The 19,241-nt window shown below is 43.7% G+C and carries 9 protein-coding genes; 8 read left to right on the top strand and 1 reads right to left on the bottom strand.

The features are described from left to right. Positions 1 to 10: 10 nt before the first annotated feature. From D081_RS08215 to D081_RS08200, 4 genes are all read left to right on the top strand, one after another. Positions 11 to 2,563, top strand: coding sequence for a SpoIIE family protein phosphatase (locus D081_RS08215; RefSeq protein WP_085023714.1), 2,553 nt, complete (start codon positions 11 to 13; stop codon positions 2,561 to 2,563). Positions 2,564 to 2,665: 102 nt separating this feature from the next. After that, positions 2,666 to 2,875, top strand: a complete 210-nt coding sequence (locus D081_RS08210) for a hypothetical protein (protein ID WP_085023713.1) — start codon at positions 2,666 to 2,668, stop codon at positions 2,873 to 2,875. 33 nt (positions 2,876 to 2,908) lie between these two features. Then, the gene (locus D081_RS08205; RefSeq protein ID WP_085023712.1) at positions 2,909 to 4,300 is read left to right on the top strand and encodes a radical SAM protein; all 1,392 of its coding nucleotides are present in this window, start codon (positions 2,909 to 2,911) and stop codon (positions 4,298 to 4,300) included. A 74-nt stretch (positions 4,301 to 4,374) separates the two neighbouring features. Continuing rightward, positions 4,375 to 8,013 (top strand): autotransporter domain-containing protein, encoded by a 3,639-nt coding sequence (locus D081_RS08200; protein WP_085023711.1) that lies wholly within the window; start codon positions 4,375 to 4,377, stop codon positions 8,011 to 8,013. An 81-nt stretch (positions 8,014 to 8,094) separates the two neighbouring features. On the opposite strand, the gene D081_RS08195 is transcribed toward D081_RS08200, so the two are convergent. Continuing rightward, entirely contained in the window at positions 8,095 to 9,723 is a 1,629-nt protein-coding gene (locus tag D081_RS08195; RefSeq protein WP_085023710.1) for a GDSL-type esterase/lipase family protein, read from the bottom strand. A 159-nt stretch (positions 9,724 to 9,882) separates the two neighbouring features. Here D081_RS08195 and murB point away from each other — a divergent pair, with 159 nt between their 5' ends. From murB to D081_RS08175, 4 genes are all read left to right on the top strand, one after another. After that, the gene (gene murB / locus D081_RS08190; RefSeq protein ID WP_085023709.1) at positions 9,883 to 10,800 is read left to right on the top strand and encodes a UDP-N-acetylmuramate dehydrogenase; all 918 of its coding nucleotides are present in this window, start codon (positions 9,883 to 9,885) and stop codon (positions 10,798 to 10,800) included. Further along, positions 10,800 to 11,264: a CYTH domain-containing protein gene (locus D081_RS08185; protein ID WP_085023708.1), complete on the top strand. Its 465-nt coding sequence runs from the start codon at positions 10,800 to 10,802 to the stop codon at positions 11,262 to 11,264. The genes murB and D081_RS08185 overlap by 1 nt, the downstream gene beginning before the upstream one ends. Positions 11,265 to 11,527: 263 nt before the next feature. Continuing rightward, a complete protein-coding gene (locus D081_RS08180; protein WP_085023707.1) occupies positions 11,528 to 13,198 on the top strand; it encodes a ShlB/FhaC/HecB family hemolysin secretion/activation protein in 1,671 nt (556 codons plus the stop codon). A gap of 35 nt (positions 13,199 to 13,233) precedes the next feature. Continuing rightward, positions 13,234 to 18,828: a filamentous hemagglutinin N-terminal domain-containing protein gene (locus D081_RS08175; protein ID WP_085023706.1), complete on the top strand. Its 5,595-nt coding sequence runs from the start codon at positions 13,234 to 13,236 to the stop codon at positions 18,826 to 18,828. Positions 18,829 to 19,241 lie beyond the last annotated feature (413 nt).

Raw genomic sequence — 19,241 nt, 5'->3', positions numbered from 1 at the left:
AGCGATTTAGTTGGGTATAAGACGAAGACTTTTTCTGCTCATGCTGGCGGGCTGTGCCTTGAGCCTGTTGATTTTGGGAGCTCCGCTTCTCTACGGCATGTACGGTTTGTATGATGCCATTGATGCCAAGGGGGACAGCCTTTCTCAGGCAGTATCCTCCTATACGACGGACTTTGCCAAGGAGCAGGCCTGGGAGCAGATGGAAAAGGAAGTCCAATTACGGGCTGATATAATTGGCTACGAAGCCAGGGCTGTAAAGACGGATGTGGAATATTTGTCCAAGGAAATGACCAGTATTATTGGTTCACCGGAAAAATATTCTCCTGTAATACTTCCTAATGCCCTTAATGAGGACGTTCCTGCAGGAAAGCCCTATATTCACTATAGTCCAAGCATGGTACAGGCTGGTGTTTCGCCTGAGCTGGAGCAGGAGATCCGGCGGGCTGCCAATATAACCAGCAGCATGGATACCATGGGAAAATATTACAACTGTATATTTATTGGCTCCAAGGACGGCTATGTAATTCGTTTGGATGTTCCTAATGAAAACGGAGAGCTGTCCCGTCTTAGTCAGGACCAATTACGGCATACTCATGACAATCGTGAACAATATTGGTACAGTCTGGGAGAATCAAATGACAAACCGGTTTATACCAAGGTTTATACCGGCACAGACGGAAAGCCGGTTATTTCCTGCGTAAGAAATTATTATGATTCCAACGGACAGATTGCCGGTGTGGTAGGGGTTGATTGTTCACCAACAAATTTCCTGCCCCTGGAGCAGGGAAATATTACCAACAGCTTTATTCTTGGCTCAAAGGGCGAGGTATTGCTTTCCTCTCTGCCAAAGGAACTGCTCATAATAGATGAAAATACCCAGGATCTGCGTCAAAATTCCAATAAGGTGCTGGCGGAAGTAGCTGCAAATATGCTGGAGGGCAGAACCGGTTATAATAAGTTCACAATAAATGATGAAGAATATTATATTGCATACGCTCCTATCCCAGCCTTGGGATGGAGTGTGGCCACAGTGCTGGACAAAGATGTGGTAATTGCGGCGGCTGACCAGGGACAGGCCCGCATGATGAACCGCATGGGAGAGTTCAGGACTTCCTTTACTCACCTGTTTTTGGGCTTTGCAGCAGTGGCAATTTTGATATTGGCTGTTTTCCTTGCCATAGCCTCCTATGGCAGTAAAAACGGAGCCGAGCATTTTTACCGGCCGATAAAAAAATTGATGGAAGGCACCAGGGAAATTGCCCGGGGAAATTTTTCTTATAAAATGGACGTGGACACAGGGGATGAACTGGAAGAGCTGGCGGATTCCTTTAATGAAATGACAGAGAAGCTGGAAAAGCATGAGCAGCAGATTGCCAAAACAATTCAGGATAAGTCCCGTATAGAAGCAGAGCTGGATATGGCGGCCCGGATTCAGGCGAGTCTTTTGCCTCTTCCCCTGGCTGTACAGGATAGGGTTAAGCTGGCTGCAACCATGTCACCCGCCAGGGAAGTGGGAGGTGACTTCTATAACTTTTACTACCTTGATGATGACAGACTGGCCATAACCATAGCAGATGTATCAGACAAGGGGGTATCAGCCGCTCTATTTATGGCCATGGCTACCACAATTTTACAGAACTGCATCATGACGGAGCCGCAACTGACCCTTGCGGTGGGCAAGGCCAATGACCAGCTGGCAGCCCAAAATGAAGAAGAGCTGTTTGTGACGGTGTTTGCCGGAGTACTTAATTTAACCAACGGACAACTAAATTACGTAAATGCCGGTCATAATCCGCCATTATTATGGCATGATGCGAAGCTGGACTATTTGCCACGAACTAAAAAAAGCCCAATATTGGGCATTATGCCGGGAATACAGTTCGAGGATAATACGGTGAAGCTGTCGTCAGATGACAGCCTTTTCCTCTACACTGACGGAGTTACCGAGGCCATGAACGAAGAACTGGAGCTGTTTGGAGCACAGCGGCTGGAGCAACTGCTTTCAGGAATAATGAAGCAGGCGGAACCGGCAGAGGTAATAAATAGGGTTATGGACTCCATAAGGGGCCATGCTAAGGCAGCGGACCAGTCAGATGATATTACCATGGTTGCCCTTAAGTATACGGATGGGGGAAAAGAGGAGGCTGCTGTTTCACGGGAAATTACCATTCCGGCCTCAGTAAATGAGCTTTCCAGGGTAATGGCTTTCGTCAAGGAGCTGGCACCATCAGACAATGTTTCTTCCCGGGCATTGCAGCAGCTTATGCTGGTGGTAGAGGAAATATTCGTTAATATTGCGGATTATGCCTATGACGGCACTGCCGGTGTAGCTGTAATTAAGGGAAAAGTAACGGGAACACCTCCGGAGATAGAGCTTTCCTTTATTGACGAAGGGGTTCCCTATAATCCGCTGGAAAATCAGGACCCGGATTTGGACCAAGCTCTGGATGACCGAAAAATTGGGGGGCTGGGGATATATCTTGTCAGGAAAAAGGTAGACCACATTTCTTATGAACGACAGGATGGAAAAAATATATTGACCATAAAGAAAAAATTAATTTAATGAAGAATTTTTTCAATATATTAATAACAATTTATGCTTCCCAGGGATATAAAGGACAAGAAGAATGATAAATCACGAAAACCGACTTGGGAGGGATAGAAAATGGATGATGAAAAATTGACAACCAGACTGGAAAACTTTGATTTTTCCTCTAGTCATCCTGTGAAGGAGACTTTATTGAATCAGCTGCTCTTCATGCACCGCCGGGATAATGCCCCACAAGGCTTATGGTCAGGCAAAATGACAGATGAGGAGCTGGACATGGCAGTAGCTGCCGGCAATCCTGCTCTGGAAAAGAAACATGAAAAGTAAGCAAAATGACGGAAAAGAGAGGAGGCGCAGCTGGTGTATTACAAGCTGAAGGATGATTTGCGGTTGCGGGGCTGGGAGCTTTTGCCTACGGGTATTGTACGACAGCTGTCTGATGAAGTAAGCTTTATGCCCACAGATGTTTATCGGGCCCTGCAAAAAGCCTGTGGTTCTGTTCCTGTAAACAGTCCGCTATTTTCACCAAAGGAAAAGAAAATACTCGATGAACTGTTACAAGAAGGCATTTTGGAGGAAACAAATACTCCGGTGCCTCTTTCTCCTGCTCAAAAATATCGCGTGTATCCCAACCGTTTTCTTTATTCTGTTCATTGGTCCATTACGGGAAATTGCAACTGTCGCTGCCGCCATTGCTATATGTCCGCACCTTCTGCGAAAATTGGCGAACCTTCCTTGGAGGAATGTCTGGATGTGGTCAGACAGATGGAGGCGGCCGGACTGCGCACCGTATCCCTGACCGGAGGTGAAGCTCTGTTACGGAAGGATTTCTTTAACATTGTTGATGCACTTTTGGAGGCAGATATTCTCATTACTACCGTTATGTCCAACGGACTACTGGTTAACGAAGGGATTTTGGACAAATTTGAACAGCGAGGAATTAAGCCGGAATTTAATATGAGCTTTGATGGCATTGACTGTCATGATTGGCTGCGGGGGATTCCGGGAGTGGAAAAGGCAGTTAAAAGGGCTTTTTCCCTATGCAAGGAAAGAAATTTTCCTACGGGGGCAGAATATTGTCTGCATAAGGGAAATATGGATGCCCTGCGGGAGAGCGTAAAGCTACTTGGGGAATTGGGGTGCCAAACCCTGAAGGTAAACCGTCTTAGCCTGGAAGGTGAAGGCCTGGCCATGGCAGATAAGGCCATTACACGGGATGAGGAATATCAGGCCTACTTGGATTATATACCGCAATTTTACGAGGATGGTGCACCTCTTAACATTATGCTGGCTGGAATCTTCAGCAATGTTGGCAATAATGACTATATCATTCCATGCGAAAAGAATCTGGAGGAGGAAGACTGCGACAATTACTGCCTTTGTGGCCATGCCCGTAGTCATATGTACATAACTCCTGATGGGTATATGGTACCTTGTATTCCGATGGGCAGCGTGGAAGGTGGACGGCGTCATTTTCCTAATCTGAAGACAACATCACTTAGCTCAGCATTGCAGGATTCCTATTATATGGACTTCATTGATATGAGACTGCGGGATTACTTCACGCATAATCCAGGGTGTGAGTCCTGTAAATATCGTAACCGCTGTGCCGGTGGCTGCCGTGGTCATGTGGCAGCTGTAGGCGGTGGCGAGGATCTGCTGGCCAGGGACGAGGACACCTGTGCATTTTTCCGGCAGGGCTGGTACCAAAAAATTAATGAATTAATGGCATCAGTATTGAATAAATCTTAAAAATAGGTTGATTGGGTTAATCCTTTTATAATGTACAATATTAATGACATAAACTTTGTTTGAGGAGTGATTGTATGAAAAAAATTCAGAGGAAAATAGGGGCTAAATCAAAAAGTGCTCTGGTATCAGCTGTGCTTATCGGCCTAATGTCTATCACTCCTTATGCTTCGGCCGACGAAAGTGAATATTTGGCAACCGAATATTTGGACTATAATGGCAGACATGTTGCGGAAATCAATTTTTTGAAAGAGGGCCAGGGGATTGGTGCCACCAATCGATATCTGGTTCCTGCATCTACATACAATTTGTCGAGTGAGCTGATTGCGGCCACGGCAGCCAGTGCGTCCTACTGGACAAATATGTTGGGGCCTGGCCTGAAGAATACCACTCCTTGGCAGATTTTTGTGTCAACATACTGGGACGGAAATGCATCAGCAGCCTCTCAAAGCATTGTGTCCAACGGTATAAATCCGGCCCGCAGAAGTTATAAGAACAACTTACACTTCGTTATGGATCAGCTCCAAAATGGTACTGTTTATAATAAGCTGACCTATGAAAATGCCAAAACCGGGATATTGCCGGAAGGTGAATACGGTTTTAGCCGGATTAGGATAGGCTATTATTCAGGGGCCAAGCGATCTGGTGCCATTGACGGCTGGTGGATAGACACCGATACAGTGCTGCCAACCAACGAACAGGCCACCAATTTTGCGTCAACCCTTCGCCATGAGTTAGGCCATGCCCTGGGTATTTCTGCACGCAAGCGGACAAGAAATGACAAAACAATGTTTCTTTCGACACTAACTGATGAAAAATCCTGGACCTTACATCTCTATGACCAGAATGGGAACAAGGCCAAGCCCGGAATGCAGATTATTACCTCAGATACTTTTGATGAAATGAAGGATGACAACCCGAAAATTTCTCCAAAGGACTACTTTATTGTAGACAAAAAGGTTTCAGCAGATGGTAGTGGTTTTGCATATTTTACTGGGCCTAATGTGGTGGATGCCCTGGGAGAAGGTAAATTTTTTGGACGCAGTGCCATACCTGTCAATGGATGGGAAGGTGACAGATTTGACGGTTCCCATATTCAGACGTCCGGCATGATAAGCCATCGAAATTATAGTAACTATGCTGTTTTTTTGGAAGTGGAATTGGCTGCATTGCAGGATTTGGGCTATAAGCTGGACCGCAGGGCATATTATGGCAAGTCCATTTATGTAAATGGAGGAAATATTACCAACACTCAGGGATATTCTGCCCGCAATACTACTGGAACAGCTTATTTGGCAGATACCTACAGTGATGTACCTCTCGGCATTGGTTTACATGTATATGGTTATGGCAATACGGTTACCCAGGCAGCTGATATACTGACCCATGGTACGGGAGCTGTTGGCATTCGTGTAGATGGTATGACAAACAAACTGGTTATCCCGAAGGATACGGAAATTCACGCTGATGGATATCGTGGCAACGGTGTGATGATTGCCTATGGACGGGACCAAAATGTGGACCAGGCAGGTACTGTAACCGCCTTGGGAGAAGGGGGTACAGCCATGCGTTTTGATTTCGGGTCCGGACGCGGGTACCGTGAGTATCGCGGTTCATATATTCGTTATAGACGTTGGGTAAACAGGAAAAATAGTGGCAAAGAGCCTGGAGAAATAAATCGGGCCATTAATTATGAGCTGACTGAGCTTAATCCTGAAGCCTATAATGCCGGAAACGATGAGCTGGAAGGAGCTTTAGTGAATAATTATAATCTTTCCGGCAAGCTGACTGGCAGTAATGCGGCCATATATATTGGTAAAAATGCCTTTGTAAAGAATATTAATATCAATTCCGGAGCAAGTATCCAGGGAAATATAATTTCTGATTGGAAGCATTTTGGAGATGCGGCCAATGAAGGAGCCTATGATAAAGGTGATGATAGGGATGTACTTCGCATTCAGTATAATGGAAAAACAGGAATTTATGGCTATGATTACCACACATACATTCCTGATTTGGTAACCAATCTTAACTTTAATAATGATGGCATGGTTTATAAGGGAAACATATTGGGCGAAGACAATATGAAGCTGAATGTAAAGGGTGGTACTCTTACTTATAACGGCCAGGCCAACGTAGTCAATGTAAATGTAGAAAAGGATGCAAAGCTGTATGGTGGCTCTTACACAGTTAATGATATGTTGGAAAAGATGGCCACAGGATATACAGACGAGACCACAGGAAAGTTCATCAATCATGGTACCATTGGTGCAGAAAATGGCGATACCACTATGAATATTAAGGGAAATCTTGTTTCTGACGGGTATCTACAGGCCTATGATGGTGGTACACAAGGACAGATCAAGGTTGACGGGGATGCCAATATTGAGGGCTCCACGGTTTTGGCAGAGGCTTCACTGCCAGGTGAGGACACCATTGTTCTTGAAACAACTGGCTCCATATCCGGCAGCATTACTAACGACAAGTTTAATCCTTATGCTTTTTCCGCTATGCTAAATACGACTGGTGCAGTGGAAGGAAATAAGCTGATTGTATATGCCTATGCCAATAATAATCTGGTAGGGGCTGACCCGCAGCAGGTGGAAACCTATTATGCCATGAGTAACATGTTCGACCACCTTTATCACTATGGTGACAAACGGACGGAAGAAATGCGCACCCTATACAGTATGGATAACAAGGAGGCAAAGGAAGCTCTTACTTCCATTTCTTCCAGTCCAGTGCCAAATACCATGAATCTCATTCAGAGAAATACCATGAACAGCCATATTATCACTTCACGACTTAGTGAGGCCTTTGCCAAAAAAGATGTGGAGGTTGCTGTTCCGATGGCAGGATTGGATGGGGATGACAACAGCAAGAATCCTACCATGAAGATGAAGCTGGATCAGCCGGTGGACAATGATTTCTGGTTTAAGACATCCCGTAACTGGGGTGAAGGAAGCGGCACCAGCTATTATCAGGGGACAACCCTTGCCGGTGGCTGGGACCGGGCCTATGGCAAGAACTGGCGGTCCGGTGTATTTGTCAGCTACGGCAGCTTCTCCTTTGCAGATAATTTATCCCACGACGGCATAAAGGACACCCGCCTTGGTTTATATGGAGGCTACAGTAATGGCCCTCATAACGGTTATGTATATCTGGATTATGGCTGGCAGAAGAATGATCTGACCCGTCGCCTGACTGGTCTTGGTCTGCAGGCCCAGGCTGATTATAACAGCCGTATTCTGGAGCTGGGCGGAGAATATAAATACGATTTGAATGCCAAGAGCATGAATACATGGCATATCAGTCCTTATGCCAATGTACAGCTGTCCCAGCTGTGGCAGGACGGCTACACGGAAAAGGGTGCCGGCATTTTCGGCCATAGGGTGGACAGCCAGTCCAATACCTATTTCGCCGGTGGCCTTGGTATTGAATTCAAGCGCTATCTGAGCAATGGCAGCTATGGAATGAGGCTGGGAGTAAAGCACGCCTTTGCGGGCAGTGACCCTAAACTCACCTACGGTTATGTTGGCGATACTAACAACAGCTACGAGCTTCGTGGCCAGAATGACAAGACCCATTTTGTTATGTCCCTTGGTGGCGAGGCTGAATTTGCCCCGGGCTGGACCCTGGCCGGAGATTTGGCCCTGCAGAAGGGCAGCCATGACAAAGACATTATGGCGGCAATTACCTTGAGAAGAATGTGGTAAAATAATACGCAATAAAAAATACCAGCTGGCGAAGAATAATCTCGTCGGCTGGTATTCTTATTGTCCACATAATCAACGCTTCTACTGTTTAAATACGTCTTTATGTTGGTTGATAATTTCTGCCATAATCATTTTTCCCATTATATCAGGATGAAGACCGTCATTGGCAAAGACGGGATCCATAAAGGTATGGGTTGGGTCATAGAAATATGGCTCCAAATCAATATAGTATGGCTTGGATTTAATGTATTTATTTATGGCCACCATCTTGGTGTACCAGTTAGGGTCTGTTGGCGTCCTGAAGGCCAGCATAATATTGGCCGGATTTACAGGCGGCAGGGTCAGCATTATTGGCCGGATATCATTGGAAATACACTTCTGATAAATACCTTCCAGATCTGAAATAACCGTTTCAGCTGTAATATATGGATTACGCAGGCAGTTGGAGCCCGTCAGAATCATAAGATTAATCGGCTTAATAGGCACCACGTCCTGGTCAAAGCGGTCCAGGGACATGCGTGAAGTATCACCGCTGCGGCCAATATTAATAGCCGGAAAATCAAGATAGGTGGTGTAGCTGTACTCCATGCTGGATGGTGAGAAGGAAACCGCACCCCCGCCATGGGTAATGCTGTCACCAAAGGCTGCAGCAAACGGCCTGGTCAGGTGGGCCGGCATTTCAAAGGTATCTGTATCTGAGTAAACGCCGATGGTTTCTCCCTTGGCATTAACAGCCCGTACCCGCCAATAGTATTTGCCGGCATACATACGTGGATACTCATCGTAACAGCTGAAGGAATCGTTGACCACCTTGGCCCATGCCCGATGTGGAGTAGGGGCAGTGTTGTTTTCCTCCAACGGCGGCTCTGCCATTAGCTCCACCTCATAGTTTATGGCACCAAACATAGGAATCCAGTGATAAACCGGATAAATTGGCTGCTGGAAATCCGGCATTACATCAAAGTTATTGAGCAAAGGTTTATTTGGAATAGTCTTGGCGGAATCAACCACAATAGGCTCTGCCGTCGAGAACACGCCGATAGGCTCTTTTCTGAGATTCAGGGCACGTACCCGCCAGTACAGACGGGGCTGATTCAGATACGGCCGCAAATCAAACTGAACTCCGTTGGTAAATACCTGCTGAGTGGAAGTCAGATGGTTTGTCTTTGATAAAGTAGTGGTATTTTCTTCATCCGGTGGTCCCGAAAGCAGCTCAAACTCATAGAGGACTCCATCCGGAATACTGTGCCAAACAAAATACGGAATAGGACTGGCAGGATTTTCCCTGGTATATCGGTAAATTGGTATAGGCCTCATAGGATTGTTGTAGTTTGGATTTGGCACGAATATTTCATCTGAGGATAATTTGCCGAAAATACCATAGGCTGTGACCTTGTAATAATTAGGAATAGCTGTGGTCGGCACATGATAGGAATTTTCAAAGGTGTATTCGTTCTTCAGATGGTGATATTCACCACTTCCCGCTACCTTACCAGTGGTTTTGGAGTATACATCCACCTTGTAAAAGCAAGGATAAGGGTACTTGGTCCAGGTCATGGTCATGCTGCCGTTTTCCTCAGTGAAGGTAGCCTCTATTTTTAAATTCTTTAAATTAAATAAATCAGTTTTCTCGGTTAAAAATACGCACAGGGCAGTAAAGCTTAAAGTCAGAAGAAGAACTGAAACAAATGCAACGATAAATTTACGCATTATTAATTCACCTATAATTTAAAATTAACTCATAGAATAGATTATACAATATAATGGAAGTAACAACAATCAACTCTTTTCAAATAGGTATGAAACGAGTATAATATAGAAGTTAAAACGTTATTTGAGAATAAATCTACTAATTGGAGATATGACGGAATGGAAATTAACCAGGAATTTGTTGATGGCATAAAGAAAATTTTACCTGAAGAACAGTTTTTTATAAATGAACCAATGAGCAAGCACACCACCTTCAATATTGGTGGTCCTGCGGATTATCTTATTTTCCCAGGCAGCATGGATCAGCTCCAGGCGGTGGTAAAGCTCATGAATCAATGTGATATACCTTTTACTATACTTGGCAACGGATCCAATGTACTGGTATTGGACAAAGGAATCAGAGGCGCTGTATTAAAATTCCACGCGCCAATGTCCTACAAGCGTTGTGAGGGCAATAAAATTATTGCCGGTGCCGGGGCTTATTTGAAGCATATTTCCCAGTATGCGGCTGAAAACGGTCTGTCGGGCATGGAGTTTGCCTGCGGTATTCCGGGTTCTCTTGGCGGTGCAGTGTTCATGAATGCCGGAGCCTACGACGGGGAAATGAAAAACGTGGTAAGAGAGGTTAAGACCGTTACAGCCACTGGCAAGGTTTTGACCTATGGTCCTGACGAATTTAATTTTGGCTATCGCCACAGTGTATTCCAGGCCAATGGTCAGGCTATAGCGGAGATTACCCTGGAGCTGGAGCCTGGAGACAAGCAGGAGATTCAGGCCAAAATGGATGATTATACTGCACGCCGTGAAAGCAAGCAGCCACTGGAAATGCCAAGTGCCGGCAGCACCTTTAAGCGTCCTGAGGGCTATTATGCGGGAACACTGATAGACAGCACCGGTTTAAAGGGCCTGCAGGTTGGCGGAGCCCAGATTTCCACCAAGCATGCCGGCTTTGTGGTTAATTCCGGCAATGCCACTGCCCAGGATGTACTGGACCTTATAAAAGAGGTACAGGACCGGGTATACAAGGAAAAGGGCGTAAAGCTTTATCCTGAGGTGCGTATAATCGGAGAACAGTAATGGCAGTAGAAATTGAGCGCAAATTCCTTATAAATGAAGCCAAATGGCAGCCTGTGGATGAGGGTGTCAATATCCGTCAGGGCTATCTCTGTACGGACAAGGAACGGACTGTGCGGGTGCGGACCAAAGGAAATAAAGGCTACCTTACAATTAAAGGCCAGACTGAGGGCCTGTCCCGGCTGGAGCTGGAATATGAGATTCCACTTGAGGAAGCCACCCAGCTGTTGGATAATCTATGTCACAGGCCGTTAATTGAAAAGACCCGTCACATAGAGGAGCACTTGGGCCATATATGGGAAATTGATGTGTTCTTTGGTGATAATGAGGGCCTGATAGTGGCAGAGGTGGAGCTTTCTTCCGAGGAGGAAGAAATAGATCTTCCGGATTGGATTGTGGAGGAAGTATCCCATGATAAACGGTATTATAATTCCTGCCTGTCACAAAAGCCCTATACAACATGGTAATAAATAATTTATTTAATTAAAGATGTGTAGACTATATTTGGAACAGTACCGATGCAAAATACGTCCGTATATAGCCTACACATCTTTTTAATTAAATAGGCATTTTGACCCATACTAATAGTACTATTATGTGATATAATTTTTACTCGGGTGTTGAAATAAACATATAATTTATTATTAATCATAACCCTTTAGTTTATTAACTAAAGGCCCTTTTTATGTTATAAATTGTTTTAATATGGAGGAAGTTACTCTTAATTGTTATGAGCAAGAAGTTTGGTTTTATAGGCCTGGGCTTGTCCCTGGCCATTTTGCCGTATCCGGCTGTTTGTGCCTCTCCACTGGCTATGCCGGATGCAGGTGTTATTTCTTCAAATATAAATAAAGACAGAGAATGGCGTCCAAAGAACGATACGGACGAGGTAGAGGTAGATATTAATCTGGGACAGCAACAGCTGGCAGATAATAAAATTAAGGTCAAGGTCAATGAAATACAGCTCAGCGGTAATACTATTTATTCAACCCAGGAGCTGCTGGAGCATGTGAATCATTTCATTATGCCGCAAATGACCTTTGAGGATATGCTGAAGGTGAGTCAGGCAATTACTGATTATTATCGTGATCATGGCTACATGACTACCATTGCATATCTGCCTACTCAGAACATTACAGAAGGAAACATCAGAATTGACGTTATGGAAGGCGCCTATGATGAAATTTCCTTTGACAACACCTCGGAGCTGGTTACGGGCCGTGCCGAGGGCTTAACACACAGGGCCAAGAAGGATAGAGTTATCAACAAGCATGAACTTGACCGGATGCTGCTTATTTTAAATGACATTCCCGGCGTTAAGGCTCACGGAATTTTGTCACCGGGGGAAACTCGGGGCGAAGCTAATACATTATTTAAGCTGACCACCACGGAACGCAGCGGTGGCTTTATTTATGCAGATAATTTCGGCAACACTTACACCGGCCGTAACCGTATCGGTGTTTTATATCATTGGAATAATGTGGGCCATGTAGGTGACCAGCTGCAGCTGGGTTATATGCGCAGTACACAACGTAATGATTTGCAGAACTATTCCATTAAATATGAACTGCCAATATTAAATTTTGGTACCTTCGGAGCTTTGGAGTATTATCGTACTGACTATGAGCTGGGGGGCAAATATCGTCCACTCCATGCTTACGGCTATTCAGATACCTTGCGACTGACCACCAGAACCCCAATGAAGCGCACCTTGGACAATAATCTGTATTTCAGATTTAATGCAGGCATTACCCGTTTGACAGACCGTATTGGTTACTGGGATACAGATTCCCGCAAGCACCTCTTTGGTATTCGTTTTGGTCTGGACGGGGATTATCGGACCAAAAGCTACGCTTCCAGCTATAAGGTGATGCACACTATTGGCCGCCTGGTAATGGATACCCGGTATGCCATGGCCGGCGACGTCTTTAATACAGAAGGCTTTTATCAGAAAACCAATTTTGATTTTTATCATATTCAACGGTTAAACAGTAATTTGACCGCCCATTTTACCTTGTCCGGACAGAAGTCATGGAATAATCTTGATTCGTCGGAGAAGTTTTATATTGCCGGCTATAACGGTGTTCGAGCCTTTCCACAGGGTGAGGCCTGCGGTGATGACGGCGTTTTGGGCTCACTGGAATTGCGCCAAAGCCTTGGAAACAATTTCCAGCTGGCGGCATTTTATGATGCAGGCTGGGTTAATGTGATAAATAATAATCCATTTGGTGCCAACTCTTCCCGCTATTTGCAGGGCGTTGGCCTGGGACTGATTTATCAGAAGTCCGGTGACTGGTATGCCAGAATTGATCATGCCCGTCCAGTGGGTAATCCATATTCAGAAAGCTATGGCCACGATGCTGATGGTATCTGGTGGTTCCAGGCTGTAAAGAAAATTTAAGCTTAATAAGTAATTAAACGGAGAAATTGTATAAAGTGAGTAAGAATAATTATTTAAAAAAGAAAATACTTATTGGCCTTGCCACTGCTTCCGTATTGTGTGGGCCAATGGGAATCGGGTACGCAGTGCCTGATGTGACTGCTTTGCCAACGGATGGAAAAATAGCGCAGAGTGCTGATGGTACAAAAATGGGCGAAGTATCATTCGATAAAATAGATGATAGTCATACCTTGAATGTATTTCAGACCTCCAAGCGGGCTATTATTGATTGGGAGTCATTTAACGTAGGTAAGGATGCTACCGTAAATTTTGTTCAAACTCTTAATGGCAAGCCAAACGTGGCAGCCATGACCCTGAACAGGGTAAATGCTGCTGGTGGTATGTCTGAAATTGCCGGCCAAATTAATTCAATCGGTTCCTTCCTGCTGGTAAATCCAAATGGAATTATGTTTTACGAGGGATCTGCTGTCAATGCAGCCGGAGTGGTTCTTTCCACTGCAGAAATTAATGCCGATGAATTTTATAACAATGGCAGACTGTATTTCAGCCAGAGTAACGCGACAAATAACAATATCACTATAAATGGTTCAATAAATGCTTCCACCAATGGCTCTTATCTTACCGGTGCTGATGGTATGCTGGCGAAATTAAAGGAACAGGTGGATAATTCCGCCCTTAATCTTGATGGTATTGAATTTGCTACCGGCTTTTCAGTAGCCAACAACGTCATTAAGCTGGTGGCTGATGGAGATATCATAGTAGGGAATAAGGGCTCCTTGCAGGCTGTGACCTCTACAACTCTTTCCGGTGACAAGACAGTGGGTACCGAAGAATTCTCTGTGGAAGGAGAAAGCAGTACCCGTGAAGGTTCCATAACCCTGCGGGCAGACCAGAATGCAGATGATATAAATGCTGATAACAAAGCTGCCAAGGTATATCTTAATAATGACGATGCAGCACAGATAGCTTCACACAGTGTAGGTATATATTATAATCCTGACCTTGTTGAGCATGATGTGGATGGAGTAAAAAAGGATATTAATGGCGCCAAGGTTGCTGACTTGGGGCTGGCCAATACCGGTGCCGAAACATACACTCAGAAGGATTACACCAAGTATTCTGAAGAAGCTGCAGCTTATAAGTCCAAGGTGGCCCAGAGCTTTAATGAATTTAGCCGTAATGATGCCAAAGAGGCTGTAACCAAAACTCGTGATATCCGTAACCAGAGCTACAATATGCTGGTAAATAACCTCTATCAGATGGAGGCTATTCAGTATTCAAACAAGTCCAATATGGGTGGTTCATATGCTCAGGGTACCAGCTTTGGTGCTGCTGATACCAAGAATTGGAATGGCGGTAAAGGCTTTAATTCTATTGGATCCACAAACAATGTATTCCATGGCAGCTTTACAGGCCATGGTGGTTCCAATACCTATTCTATTACTGATTTATCCATTAATCGTTCAGACGAGAATAATATTGGTCTGTTTGGTGTTGCCAAGGGGGCTTCTTTCTGGTCCGTTAATTTAGTTGACTCCAATATTATTGGCCATGATAATGTTGGTGGTATTGCGGGCAGTGCTTCTGATCATAGCAAGTTCAGCAGCATTAGTGTCCGCAAGCGGGTTACTGAGTATGATAAGGCTACTACCAAGACTCTGAATGCTGATAATGTTGCTGGAAATGATAATGTAGGCGGTATCGTAGGCAATTTGGCTGATGGTACCATTCGTTTTTCCAATAACGGTGCCCAGGTGTCCGGACATGATAATGTAGGTGGCTTAGCTGGTAATCTTTCTGGCGTAGCTGAAGGCGGTTCTGAAGAAGGTAGTGTATATAACGTCTATAAGAGCAGCAATAATGGCTTTTATAGCGACACTGAAACTATAAAGGAAACTGTAAATGAGGGCTATGGTGTTATAAAATCCACTGGCAAAAATGCTGGTGGTTTAGTAGGCTCCTTAGCTTCAACCAATAAGGATGCTACAGGTATCGAAAAGGAAGCTGTTATTGAGTCTAAGTCCAACGGCCAGGTTCAGGGTACTAACAATGTAGGCGGACTTGTAGGCGACCTTGCATCTGGTACTGTTAAGTGGTCCTATAATACCAATGAGGATGCTGCTTTAAGTAAAAACTCTGTCGTTGATACAGCTTCTGTTGGTGCTGGTACCTCTGTGTATGGCCAGGTTACTGGTGGTGACAATGTTGGTGGTATTATCGGCTTCATGTCTGGTGGCAAGGTGGAGGAATCCTATAATGCCGGCAACGTATCCGGAACCACCAATGTAGGCGGTGTTGTGGGCAATATGAGCGGTGGTGAAATTGCCAAGGCTTATAATGCAGACAATAATACTGTACTTAAAAGTAGTACAAATGATGCAGAATACTATGGTTTTACGGTTAAAAACGAATCTGGTATTGTCTCCTACACATATGATCACTCTAAGCAAACGTGGTTAAAAAATGGTACTGAGATAATTACAGCAGAACAGCTAAAAGCTGTGCCTGAAAATACCCGTACTTACTACAATCGTCTAGCCTATAGAGATGCCACTGTAACCGGTACAGAAAACGTAGGTGGTGTTGTGGGCTCTATGTCTGGTGGTTCCATAAATGAGGTATACAACGCTGGACAGGTAAAGACAGATGGAACATCAAGCAATATTGGTGCATTTACTGGCGAATATACCGGTGGTACTATTAATAACAGTTTTTATGTTACTACTGAAAATGACAGAACTAAAATTGCCGCTCAGGACAAAGCTATAGGAAATGACGTTGCTGTAGCTGGCATTACAGCTAAAACATTACATGAGGCCCAGAATACCAATGATACAAAGTGGACTGGGGATGCAAATAAAAATACCGGCAATGGCTGGACTATTTATAATAATTCCTCCACACCATTGCTGAACCACTTCATGAAGTGGATTAATATCAATCGTCAGTATGAATACGATGGTACAGTGCATAATCTTATGACTACTGATGTTGCTAATTATTATGGCGGTGCATTCTTCGATAATGGTGATGGCAAGAATGTATACTCCACCAATCCAAGATACGGCCTCGTTAAGGATGTAATGGGTGGCTATAAAGCCAGCGACTGGGTAATCAAGTCCGGTAGTGCCAATGCCGATACCAGCCATTCTTCTGTTTACACTTATGATAATTCCACCATGTGGTCACCACAGCATGGTTATTACACTCATGACGATGCCCGCATGATTATTACTCCAAAGACTGTTACTGCCACCTTAACCGGTGAAAAGACTTATGGTGAAAATGCTGTTGAAGGTGTTGCAACCAATGCTGAGGATAAAGCCGGAAAGTACACAATGACATTTGGTGCCGATGACTTTATTGGTGACGATACCGCTGATTCTGTATTTGCTATAGACCGTAGCGTGGCAATATACAAGAACGATAAGAATCAGCTGGGAGTCGACACTTATGACAATGTAGATGATTTTACAAACCCAACCTTTAACCGTAAGGATAACAACTATAACTATAATGTTGAATTTAAAGATACATTAACCGTAAATAAGGCGGATCTTTTGGTTGATATCGTTGGCACCAAGGTATATGGTGATACCGTTAACAAGGGCAGCTATAAGTATTATGCCCATGGTCAAAACACTGATACTGCTGATGATAAGCTGAATAATGGCAAATTGAAGAGCTGGGAAACAACCCTGACTACCAAAGATAATGCCAAGGCACTTAATAAAGATACTGTTACTGCTTTGGCTGCTGACATGACTGTATCCCATAATAACAAAGACACTGGTGAAAAAACCATTACTACTGGTACTGATGTTATTGGCCATTATGATGAAAGTGGCAAGTTTATCGAGGATGCCTATACATTATCCAAGGCGGAAATCTCTGGTGTAGACGATACCAATAAGGTACTTAAGACACTGGAAAACAACTATAACCTTATTTTTGACATGGCCAAGGGCAGTAATGGTAAAGTAACTGTTACCCCTAAAACTATCAATATGGTAGTTGAAGGTGAGAAGATTTATGGTCAGGATGCTCTTAAGGGCGGTGTAGTTGGCAAAACTGTGGCAGAAGCCAGCAAAAATGGCAACTATTCTGTCAAAATTGAAGGTTATATAGCTGGTGACAATCCTGCATTGGAAGCTGATTTTAAGGATATTGCCTATACTGGGGATGCTGGGGATGATAATAAGCTTGCAGTGGGCGTATATACTGATACTACTAATACATCAGCTCATTTTACAAATCCTAGTGTAACCAATACTAAGTTTAGCGAGTCTGAAAAAATAAATCATAATTATACTGGTAAGATTACCAATAAGCTGACCGTCAAGAAGGCTGATTTGTATATCAATATTGACGGCTCCAAGCAGTATGGAGATAGTATAAATGGTACTTCTGCGACCTATACCTATTCTGCTGCCAGCAAGAATGACGCCAATGCAACTGGTACTGCCACAGAAAAGGATAAACTGAATGATGGTAGTCTGAAAAGCTGGGATTCCCTTCCATCTGATGTAGCCATCAATAAGATGAATATTACATCATTAACAGCTAATGATGATGTTTATCATAATGATAAAAAACAGGAAAACCGTGATATCACTGCTAACTCCAATGTAATAACTGACAGCAAAGGAAATATTGTTGCTTATGATTTAGAAAAGGCTGGCTTTAAAGACAATACCTTTAATAACTTGAAAAACTATAATGTTATCTTTGACACTAACAAGGGCAGCAAGGGAACCATGACGGTAAATCCTGCTAAGCTCACTGTTAAATCTACAGGTACCAAAAACTATGGTGATGCGCCTCTTAAGGGTGGAGTATTAGGTACTACTTCTGAAAAGGGCAAGTATGCTGTGAGCGTTACAGGCTATGTGGCTGGTGATACCACTTCCGGTACTTTTGATGTTAAATTGGATAATGTAAAGAGTGGTGCTGATAATGAAAAATTAGCCGTTGGTACTTATACTGATAAAAATAGTACAGACTTTACTAATCCAGTATTTACACCTAAGAAGAGTAATACTCGCAATTATGATATTATCTTTAATAATGAGTTAACTGTTAAGGCGGTAGAGCCAACTCCAACTACAAGCACCGTTCCTTCCAGAGGATCCAGTTCTGTGCCAACAACTGGATCAAGTACAATTCCTGCCAGTGAACCTGCTGCGACTCCTGTAGTCGAACCAAGTACTGCTCCAGTTAGTGAGCCTGTTAAGACTCCAACAGCTGAGCCAATTACAGCTCCAGTCAGTGAGCCTACTACGACTCCAGTCAGTGAGCCAACCACAACTCCTGTAGCCGAGCCAACTGTAGCTCCTACCACAGAGCCTTCCAAGATTATTACTGATGTAATTATTGAAATCAAGGAAACGACAGAGGTTATAAATGCTGAATCCAAGGAAGTAACTGAGGAAAGCAAAAAAATCCGCTATGGTGGTTACATTCCAAAGGATTCCAGAGATGGCATCAGATTTATTACTGTTGAAGATACCGGCATCAATGTTGAGGAAGCAAAGATAGAGAATACTACTATTACTGTTGCTCCTGACAGTGTGGTGGACAATAGTGATGAAGTAATTATGAGCGATGACGTGGATGTTGCAGCAGAGTAAATTTTAAAAATTTTATATTTTATTCAACGATGTGTAGACTATATTCGGAACGCTTGCGCTCACTAGTTTGCATAGCGGATACTAAGCTCATCCTGCGCTTTCAGCTTGGATTTGCTAAGTACCGATGCAAAATACGTCCTCATATAGTCTACACATCTTTTTTATTTCTGAATAATCTTCAACACATAAATCCAACACGTTCCTCATGTAAGCACTCCATTTTTATTGCTATATTTTTCATGAACTTGTGTGCAACTCTACTGTACATTTTTTTCAAATTTTACATTTATTTTACAAAAATATGCCAAAATATGTTGACAAAAGTGTTTAATAGCGTAATAATATACACATGTTTACGAGGTTTTGAACTAAAGTAAGCAGATACAACATGATATTTTGTGAATGGCAATGAA

The organism is Anaerovibrio sp. JC8, assembly GCF_002100115.1.
Classification (GTDB): Bacteria; Bacillota; Negativicutes; order Selenomonadales; family Selenomonadaceae; genus Anaerovibrio.
This window is presented reverse-complemented; position numbering and strand designations above follow the sequence as displayed.

Bases quoted from the DNA above. Each gene is read 5' to 3' on its own strand.
- D081_RS08195 (WP_085023710.1), bottom strand. From the start codon at position 9,723: ATGCGTAAATTTATCGTTGCATTTGTTTCAGTTCTTCTTCTGACTTTA.
- D081_RS08200 (WP_085023711.1), top strand. From the start codon at position 4,375: ATGAAAAAAATTCAGAGGAAAATAGGGGCTAAATCAAAAAGTGCTCTG.
- D081_RS08185 (WP_085023708.1), top strand. From the start codon at position 10,800: ATGGCAGTAGAAATTGAGCGCAAATTCCTTATAAATGAAGCCAAATGG.
- D081_RS08180 (WP_085023707.1), top strand. From the start codon at position 11,528: ATGAGCAAGAAGTTTGGTTTTATAGGCCTGGGCTTGTCCCTGGCCATT.
- murB (WP_085023709.1), top strand. From the start codon at position 9,883: ATGGAAATTAACCAGGAATTTGTTGATGGCATAAAGAAAATTTTACCT.
- D081_RS08210 (WP_085023713.1), top strand. From the start codon at position 2,666: ATGGATGATGAAAAATTGACAACCAGACTGGAAAACTTTGATTTTTCC.